The 9045-nt window shown below is 62.8% G+C and carries 8 protein-coding genes; 2 read left to right on the top strand and 6 right to left on the bottom strand.

The annotated features are described in order from the left end of the window. Positions 1-55: 55 nt before the first annotated feature. Positions 56-901, bottom strand: coding sequence for a Gfo/Idh/MocA family oxidoreductase (locus tag OXG98_08065; protein ID MCY3771959.1), 846 nt, complete (start codon positions 899-901; stop codon positions 56-58). Positions 902-923: 22 nt separating this feature from the next. Next, the gene (locus tag OXG98_08070; GenBank protein MCY3771960.1) at positions 924-3047 is read right to left on the bottom strand and encodes a M3 family metallopeptidase; all 2124 of its coding nucleotides are present in this window, start codon (positions 3045-3047) and stop codon (positions 924-926) included. 142 nt (positions 3048-3189) lie between these two features. On the opposite strand from OXG98_08070, the gene OXG98_08075 reads away from it, so the two are divergent. Next, positions 3190-4356 (top strand): alpha-hydroxy acid oxidase, encoded by a 1167-nt coding sequence (locus OXG98_08075; protein MCY3771961.1) that lies wholly within the window; start codon positions 3190-3192, stop codon positions 4354-4356. 88 nt (positions 4357-4444) lie between these two features. Here the strand turns inward: OXG98_08075 and OXG98_08080 are convergent, their stop codons facing one another. Together OXG98_08080 and OXG98_08085 are read right to left on the bottom strand one after the other, a co-directional pair. Further along, positions 4445-5698: an MFS transporter gene (locus tag OXG98_08080; protein MCY3771962.1), complete on the bottom strand. Its 1254-nt coding sequence runs from the start codon at positions 5696-5698 to the stop codon at positions 4445-4447. Positions 5699-5754: 56 nt separating this feature from the next. After that, on the bottom strand, positions 5755-6843 hold the full coding sequence (locus OXG98_08085) for a DUF2961 domain-containing protein (GenBank protein ID MCY3771963.1): 1089 nt from the start codon (positions 6841-6843) through the stop codon (positions 5755-5757). Between the two features lie 124 nt (positions 6844-6967). Here OXG98_08085 and OXG98_08090 point away from each other — a divergent pair, with 124 nt between their 5' ends. Continuing rightward, a complete protein-coding gene (locus OXG98_08090; GenBank protein MCY3771964.1) occupies positions 6968-7591 on the top strand; it encodes a DsbA family protein in 624 nt (207 codons plus the stop codon). A gap of 130 nt (positions 7592-7721) precedes the next feature. Here OXG98_08090 and OXG98_08095 read toward each other — a convergent pair whose 3' ends face one another. Together OXG98_08095 and OXG98_08100 are read right to left on the bottom strand one after the other, a co-directional pair. Further along, positions 7722-8642, bottom strand: a complete 921-nt coding sequence (locus OXG98_08095; GenBank protein MCY3771965.1) for an ABC transporter permease — start codon at positions 8640-8642, stop codon at positions 7722-7724. A gap of 31 nt (positions 8643-8673) precedes the next feature. Further along, a partial coding sequence (locus OXG98_08100; protein ID MCY3771966.1) for a hypothetical protein occupies positions 8674-9045 on the bottom strand: 372 nt, incomplete at its 5' end.

The raw sequence follows: 9045 nt of genomic DNA on the forward strand, positions 1-9045 counted from the left end.
CCGCATCGATCCGAACCAGAATGTGCAATCCGTTGTTTTTCAGAATAATGGCGTCTCAGAGGTAGGAAGTCCGCTCGCAGTCTACCCGAATGGAATGTTCCTGGTGGAGCCTGCTGGCCCGGATCGACCCGCGGGCGCCGTTTTCGAACCGCAGCAGCAACTGGCAGACGTCATCGTTTTCCACGACGCCGGTCCGGTCGGGAATCTCCAGCACACCATCGCTATGCATCCTGCGCAGTTCGCCGAAATGGTCTTCTGCGGTGAGCAGGGGTCGCTGCGTTACATACACGGCCAGTTCCGCGTTCACCTGCGCGATCTCACCCACCAGCCACCTTGCCGCATCGATCATGTAAACACCGAGGTCGCCCAGGGCCCCGGTTCCCGCTTCCGCGCGCTTGAACCTCCAGGTCAGGGGAAAGCGGGGATCCCGGGCCCAGTCGAAGGACCAATGGGCGTCGAAAGTATGGATCTTTCCGGCCTTTCCCTCGCGCAACAGGTGAGAAAGAAGCCGAAGGGCCGGGAAGAGACGAATGCCCGATTGAACGCCTGTTTTCACGCAGCCCGTCTCCGCGGCGGCGCACATCTCCCTTGCCTGGGTCCCGTTCAGCGCCAGGGGCTTCTCGCAAAACACCGATTTCCCGGCCTTCAGGGCTGCCATGGCGATTGGATGGTGCAGGTGATGGGGCGTGGCGATGCCGACGGCGTCGATGTCACCGCGGTTCAACAGCTCGTTTGCGTCCCGGCACACGTGGGGGACGTCATACCGTTCCGCCAGGGCACGTGCGCGTTCGATTCGGCGGCTGGCAACCGCGGTCAGGGTGGCTTCTTGCCGCCACGCCTCCGCATGGGAATACGCAATGTGCCCGGCACCGATCATCCCGATGCGAACGGTGTGCTTCATGTTTGAATTCCGACTGGAGCGATCAGGATATCGCCGTACCTGCTTCGGAACCATCATCCACACCCGCTTCCAGCAGGCCGCCTTGCCGAAGCAAGGCCTCCGTGGTCGGTTCCCTTCCACGGAAGTCCCTGAAGACGTCCATGGGATGCCGGCTGCCGCCGAGGGCAAGAACGGTATCGCGGAACCGCCTGCCCAGGCGCCGCGTCTCTCCTTCGTTCTCCAGCCCTGCCTCCTCGAAGGCGGAGAAGGCGTCCGCGCTGAGCACTTCCGACCACTTGTAGCTGTAGTACCCCGCGGCGTATCCACCGGCGAAAATGTGGGAGAACGAACAGAAGAACCGGTCTTCTTCAAGCGAGGGCAGGATTAGCGTCTCCGCGTCGATCCGGCGCTGCACGTCCAGGATCGTATCCGTTCCATCGGGATCGAAATGCTCGTGCAGTTCCATGTCGAGCAGGCCGAAGTTGACCTGCCTGAGCGTGTTGCTGCCCTCCCGGAAGGTCCTGGCGCCGAGCAGGCGGTCGATGATTTCATCGGGAAGCGGTTCGTCCGTCTCGTAGTGACGCGCCAGACCTTTCAGCGTCCCCCGGTCGTAACACCAGTTTTCCATAAACTGGCTGGCGATCTCCACCGCGTCCCATTCCACGTTGGATATCCCGGACGCCATGCCGTAGTCGATGGTGGTCAGCATATGCTGGAGCGCGTGGCCGAACTCGTGGAACAGGGTTTCCACTTCGCGGAAGGTCATGAGAGAGGGTTTGCCGCCGACGGGCTTGCCCTGGTTGCAGATCATGTAGGCCACGGGCAGCCGGGCGGCCTGTCCGGTCGAAGCCATGACCGCGCTTCTGCCCACAAGCGTATCCATCCACGCACCGCCCTGCTTCTCTGTGGGACGGCTGTACGGATCCAGGTAGAAGGCTGCTATGGACTCGCCCCGGTCGCCGAACACCCGGAAGAACTGGACGTCCTCGTGCCAGACGGGCGCCTCGCCGGTCGCCTCTTCCAAGCGCACGCCGAAAAGCCGTTCGGTCAGTTCGAACAATCCGTTCAGCACGCGAGGCAGCGGGAAATAGGGTCTCAATTCTTCGTCCTTCAGGTCGTAACGCGCCTCGCGAAGCCGTTCCGACCAGTAGGGGACGTCCCAGTGCTTGAGTTCGTCATCCTCGTCGTCACCGTCCACTCCGGCCAGCGCCTTCAACGCTTCCATGTCCCGCTCGGCGGCGCCGCGGCCCGCCGCGCGCAATTCGTCGAGCAGACGCCGTACCGATCTCGCACCCGGCGCCATCTTCCGGCTGAGACTCAACTCCGCGAAGGTATCGAACCCGAGCAGTCCGCACTTTTCGATTCTCAGAGCGATGATCTCCCTGGCGACATCTCTGTTGTCCCACTGGCCGTCCGACGCCTTGGAAATGAAGGCGCGGTACAGGCTTTCCCTCAGGTCCCGGCGCTTGCTGTGCTGCATGAAGGGCATGAAACTCGGATAGTCCAGCGTGAGGATCCATGGCCCGTCCGCTGCCGTGGCCTGCTCGTGTCCCTCCTGCCGGGCCGTATCCGCGGCCAGTTCGAGCAGGGTTTCGGGAAGGCCTTCGGTTTGTCCGGCCTCTGTGAGCTTTATCTTGAATGCCTTTGTGGCGTCGAGGACGTTGTTGGAGAACTTCGTGCTCAATTCCGCCAGCCGCTGGCTGATCTCGTTATAGCGTTCCCTGTCCGCGTCGTCCAGCCCCACGCCGTTCAGCTCAGCCTCGCGTATGGCCGACTCCAGAATCCTGTGCTGGGCGGGATCGAAACGCCGCGCCTCGTCGCTGTCCCGCAAGGCGCAACAGGCCTGGTACAGAGGTTTGCTCTGGCCGAGCCGATTGCTGAACTTGACCACTTCCGCGAGCAGGGGATCGTACACTTCCCGCAATTCGGGCGAGTTCTTCACCCCGTGCAGGTGGGACACGATGCCCCAGATACGGCCCAGGTCATCCTCGATTTTCTCAAGCGGATCCATCAACTCGCGCCAGGTGCGCGGCGTGGTCGCCTCAAGCCGGGACACGGCCTCTTCGCAGCCCTCGAGCAGGGTGCGGATACCCGGTTCGATATGTTGGGTCTCGATCTGGTCGAAGAGGGGGAGATCGTCCCAGTTCAACAGTGGATTGTGTTCCATTCTGATCGCCTTGCCTTTTTGTTGCGTACATTTATCTTGGGGTACGACCGACGCCGGAATGCAGGCGCGATAACCGTAGCAAGTTACGAAGTACCATGGCCTAAATCAACCTATCATTTCTTTCCGGGCCGGAACGAAATACATGACTGAAAAGCGATTCAAACGGCGGCTGCAACGGTACCCCGCGGTGAGCGACCTGCGAAGGCTGACGCGCAAGAGACTGCCACACATCGCCTGGGAATACCTCGACTGCGGCACGGGCGACGAACGGGCCGTGGCGAGGAACGTGGAACGCATGGCGGAGGTCACGCTCGCGCCGGTTTTCATGAAGGGCGAACTGAAACCCGATCTGACTACGACGCTGTTCGACCGGACCTACAGCGTGCCCTTCGGCATGGCGCCGGTGGGACTCACCGGGCTCATGTGGCCCCGGGCCGAGTTCATCCTGGCCGCGTCGGCCGCGAAATACCGCTTCCCCTACTGCCTCAGCACAGTAGCTACCCGATCGCCGGAAGAGATCGGCCCCGTCGTCGGTGATATGGGCTGGTTCCAGCTCTATCCGCCCCGGCGGCGGGAAGTTCGCGACGATCTTCTGAAGCGCGCGATGGACGCGGGATTCCATACACTCGCGGTGACGGCGGACGTGCCCATGGGCAGCCGGAGGGAACGGACCAGCCGCGCGGGTCTGGAAACACCGCCGCGGATCACGGCCGAGTTCGTGTACGAAGCGCTGATTCATCCCACCTGGACGATACAGACCCTGCTCGCAGGCCTGCCCAGGCTCAGGGCGATCGAAAAGTACGCCGATTCGAAGCAGATGGGCGAGGTGGCGAATTACGTCGGCCAGGAACTGGGCGGCACCCTCGACTGGGACTATATCAGCGAGGTTCGCGATCTCTGGGACGGACCGGTAATCGTGAAGGGTATTATGCACCCCGATGACGCGGAGCGGGCAATAGCGACCGGTGTGGAGGGCATACAGGTATCGAACCACGGTGCGCGGCAGTTCGACGGCACGCTAGCCGCCATAGACGCGCTGCCGCCCATCGTCCACCAGGTCAACGGAAGGGCCCGCATCCTGTTCGACAGCGGGGTGCGCACCGGACTGGACATCATCCGGGCCCTCTCGCTGGGCGCCGATTTCGTGCTGCTCGGAAGGGCCTTCATGTACGGCGTAGGCGCCTTCGGCAAGACGGGCGGCGATCACGCCTTCGAGATCCTCAAGGCCGACCTCGAAGTCAACATGGTCAACCTGGGGTGTGCCGCGGTGGACGAGATCCCCGCTCCGGTCCGGCCAGAGACCGCGTAGCAAGCCCAGGCCCGTCCGTTCACTCCGCCGAGTTCAGCCAGCCGCGAAAGCCGCTTCGGCCGCTTCCGCCAAGCTCAGCTAGCCGCACTCACCCCGCCGCTTCCACGTGCGATTCCCGCTCCGCTCTCCGTGAGTAAACCAGGCTGCAGAATCCCAGACCGACGGAGCATACTGTTCCGATCACCGCCAGCAGCAGCATGCCGCCAGATTCGAAGAGGAATCCGGTCACCAGGCTGGCCGAACTCGCCGACAGCGCGATGAACATCTCGTTTACGCCCTGTACGCGTCCCCGTTCCAGCGGCGCAAGCGCGTTTGAAAGCAGGGAAGAGCCGGCGATAAAACAGAAGTTCCACCCCAGGCCGAGGAGGAAGAGGGCGATCGTCAGGGGTATGAACCGGGGCGAGACCGGTGTGATCACGCAGGAGACGACCAGGATGAGTACGCCCCACTTCACGATGGCGTGCTGACCCCACCGCATGATCAGTCGCCCGGTGATGCCGGAAACGCCGAACATGCCGATGGCGTGCGCCATGATGACCCACGAGATCAGCCACGTGCCATGATCGTGGTGGCTCATGTGCAGGGGCGTGATCACCATGAGCAGCGTCATGACGAACTGGCCGATTACCATGGCCGCGATCCCGTACCGGACGTGCACGTTGCGGAGGATCTCCCGCACGGGGCGCGTGGTGGACGCGTCGATTTCGGATTCGGCGGCGGGTTTGATGCGCCGGGCGAGGTCGAGCGGGTCGGGGCGAACCAGGAAGAGGGTTAGCAGGACCGCTGCCAGGCTCAGGCCCACGCCGACGACGAAGGGGCCCGACATGGGAGGATAACCGTATTGCGCGATCCAGATCCCCGCGGGCGCAACCATCATGGCGCCGCCGATGGCGCTGATGGTGCCGGCGGACACGATTCGGCCGATGATGCGGGCACGTTCGGCTTCGGGATAGATTTCCGCGCCGATGAACCGCGCCTGCTCGCTGGAGCTGCGCGCCATGCCGGCGAAAAAAGACGCGATGCAGAATCCCGCGAAGGAATGGACGGCCACGCTCAGGAAACTGGCCGCGGCGGCGATCAGGGACGACAGGTATCCGGCCGTTAGCCCGGCCCGGCGGCCCAGGCGGTCCATGATCCAGCCGAAGGGGAAGGCGCTGATCGAGCGCGCGAGAAAGGCGATGGTCATGGGCACGCCCGTCATGCGCTCGCTGTCGGCCAGCTGCGCCGCGAGGATGGGCACGACGGTGAAGGCCGCGACCTGGGTGGCGCCGAAAAGGGCCTGGGTGACGAAGAGGGTGTGGGTGATCCGGCTGCGGACCGACTGAAGCTGTTCCGGTTCCATTATGCTCCCGCGGCCCGGTATTCATGCCGTACTGCCGCTGGTAACTCCTCTCCCGGTCAGATGACTTCCAGCTGATCCCGGTCCGGCAGCGCGGGGAAAGGTGCGCTCGGCAGGGTCTGGTACCAGAAGGCCACCGAAGCGACATCGTCCTGGAGCGCCTGGTACGGGCCGCCCTGGGTAAAGCCGAGCAATTGCCGCCAGCCCAACGCCTGGATGGTTACCTTCAGGTCCTCCTCGAAGCGCACCGGGTCCGACACGTGCCACCGGTACATGCCGAACCGCTGCTGGGACTTGTACATGCCGTCGGGGCGGATGACCTGGGGCATGCCCGCGTACGGGGTGGTGTATTCCACGTACCGGCCGTCGATGTCGAAGTTGTACGAACCGCAGAAGTAGTCCTCGACGCCCGTCCCGCAGATCGTCGGAAACTCGTCGTCCCCGTCGATGTAGAATTTAATCTCGCCCTCGCCCCACCATCCGTTGCTGTTGGATCCCCATGCCATGTAGGTGCCGACGTAATGGCCGTGCCCCTGTACGCCGTCCAGTATGGTGAACACCTCTTTGTACGGAACGGGGTTCGTGCGCCGGAAGCTCGCGTGGAAGTAGCCGATGTCCTCGGGGACCTCGGTCAGCGTGTAGTCGATCTGGTAGTACACGCGCATCTTCTCGTCGGCGATGTTCTCCAGCGTGATGCGGCAACGCTTGCGAAAGGGCATCTCCCAGTAGCAGTTGAACGCGCTGGCCGGATTCACGCACACGGCCAGCGAGGACACGTGGGCGTATTCACTCCACCCGCAGGCGAAGAAATCGCCCATGGGGCACTCCACGGAGGGATGCTCCTCGTCGTCCCAGTAAATGCGCAGGATGGCGAAGCGCCAGTGGCCGGTGGGCGTCAGCCAGATATGCTGAATGGCCCCGGAACCTTCGATATCGGCCATCGTCAGCGTTTCCCCCGCTTCGATGTCGAATGAAGGGGAGATCTTCCAACCCTGCCCAAGGTGCCGCGCGTTATGGGCACCGGTGCCTTCCGTGGCCATGCCCCCCCGGCCCTTTCCGCCGTCCGTGTTTTCCGGCGAGATGGACCGCGTCTTGGCTCGCGACAGACGCGGCAGGTTTCCCATATCCATGCCCAGTCCGTTGAACATATGCGTATCTCCTCGTGATATCTTCTCTTGATAAGGTGATCCTGGCTTCACTATAATACGTTCCGCGATGGCACTCGCACAGGTCTTTTTAGGTATTCACAACCGACGGAAGCGACGGTGGATCTTGCAACGCGACGTACTCTACTACATCGCCGATCCCATGTGCTCATGGTGCTGGGGTTTCAGTCCGGTGCTGGAGGCGGTTTCCGGTGTGCTCCCGCATGAAATACCCATTCGCTACGTCATGGGCGGCCTGGCCCGGGATTCGGATGATCCCATGCCCGAGGAAACCCGGTCGTACGTGCAATCCCAGTGGCGGCTGGTGGCTGAGCGGACGGGGGCGGAATTCAATTGGGATTTCTGGAGAGATTGCGAGCCCAGGAGATCGACCTACCCGGCCTGCCGGGCGGTCATCGCCGCCGGGGTGCAGCGGCCGGACGGGACAAGAGCGATGTTTCACGCCATCCAGCGGGCCTATTATCTCGAAGCCCGTAATCCGTCGGACACGGAAACGCTCGTTCAACTGGCGGGAGAAACGGGACTGAATACGGCGCGCTTTTCTGAAGACCTCGTCTCGCCCCGCACCGACGAACTGCTCAACGAGGACTTCGAGCTCCGCCGGTCCCTCCACGCAGACAAGTTTCCCACCATGATCCTGGAGCACGACGACAACCAGTTGTGGCTGGCCTACGGCTACGAAGAAGAAGATATGGTGGTGGACCTGCTGACGTCCGCGCTGCTTTCCTGAGAGCGGTCCGGGTGGTGGGCGGTGAAGACCCACGAGGTAACGCACGCGCTCGCTCCAGGGGCACTGCATCCCCTCGGCGGTAGCGTCGTCCCGACCAGTCTGAGCGCATCCGTGCACGCACTCCCGGGCACTACATCCCCTCGACCCTGGGATCGATCCACATATACACGAAATCCACCACGATATTGGCGCAGACCACCATCACGGCTGAAAAGAGCACGACGCCCATGATCATGGGCACGTCGAGACTGAAGACGGACTGCAGGGCCAGGACGCCCAGGCCGGGCAGGGCGAATACGTTTTCGGTGAACACCACGCCGCCCATGAGGGCAGCCATATCGAGGCCGAGGACGGTTATGACGGGAATGACGGCGTTCCGCAGTCCGTGCTTGAACAGCACGATGTACTCCGGAACGCCCTTGGCACGGGCCACGCGCATGTAATCGGCGTTCAGTACCTCCACCATGTTCGTATGGACGAGCCGCGCGTAGTAACCCGTGATAACCAGGGCGAGGGTCGCCGCAGGCAGGATGATGTGAGTCCAGCCCGCCCAGCCGCCCACCGGAAACATCCCGGTACGGTAGGCCAGGTAATACTGCAGCATGCGGGCCAGCCAGAAGACGGGCAGGGATATGGCGACCAGGGATACGATCAGCACTGCCCGGTCTATGGCCCGGCCGCGGTATTTCGCCGTGAGGACGCCGAGCGGGACGCTCATCAGCATCCACAGGCATACCGCCGTCAGCGCCAGGGAGAGCGTGACTGGAAACCTCGCCAGCAAGGCGTCCAGCACCCGTTCGCCTGTCACCAGGGACGTGCCCAGGTCGCCCCGCAGCAGATTCCCGATGTAGCGCCCGTACTGCACGGCCAGAGGATCGTCGAATCCCATTTCCTGGCGGATCCGCTCGATCGTCTCGGCGTCCGCGTTCGCCCCCGCATATACCCGGACCGGGTCGGCCGGTACCGCGTGGACGATCAGGAAGGTGACGACCGTGGTGCCCCACAATATGACGGCCGCCCAGCCCAGGCGGCGCAGGACCCTGTTCAACATAAGGCCATCCCGTTTTGTTTCGAGACAGTTTTCATGGTTCGATCCACATCAGCTCGTACCGGATGGGCCAGACGGGATTGAGTTTCAGCCCCTTAAGCCATGGTTGCCGGAGCAGGTACATCTGCGGGTAATACAGGAATACCCAGGGCGCGTCCTCCACGACCAACCGCTCTGCTTCGCGGTAGAGTGCCAGGCGGTGATCCCGGTCTGTGCTGGTCGCGGCTTCGTCGAGCAACGCGTTGACCCGTTCATTGTCGTAAAACGCCACGTTCGTACTGTTCACCTCGGTAATCCGGTTGCCGTTCAGTAACACATCGAGGAAATTGCTTGGATCCGGGTAGTCCTGGTACCAGCCAAAGGTGGAAAAGGGTATCGTACCACGCCTGCCTGTCGCTTCGATCCG

This window comes from Gemmatimonadota bacterium, from assembly GCA_026706345.1.
Taxonomy (GTDB): domain Bacteria; phylum JAAXHH01; class JAAXHH01; order JAAXHH01; family JAAXHH01; genus JAAXHH01.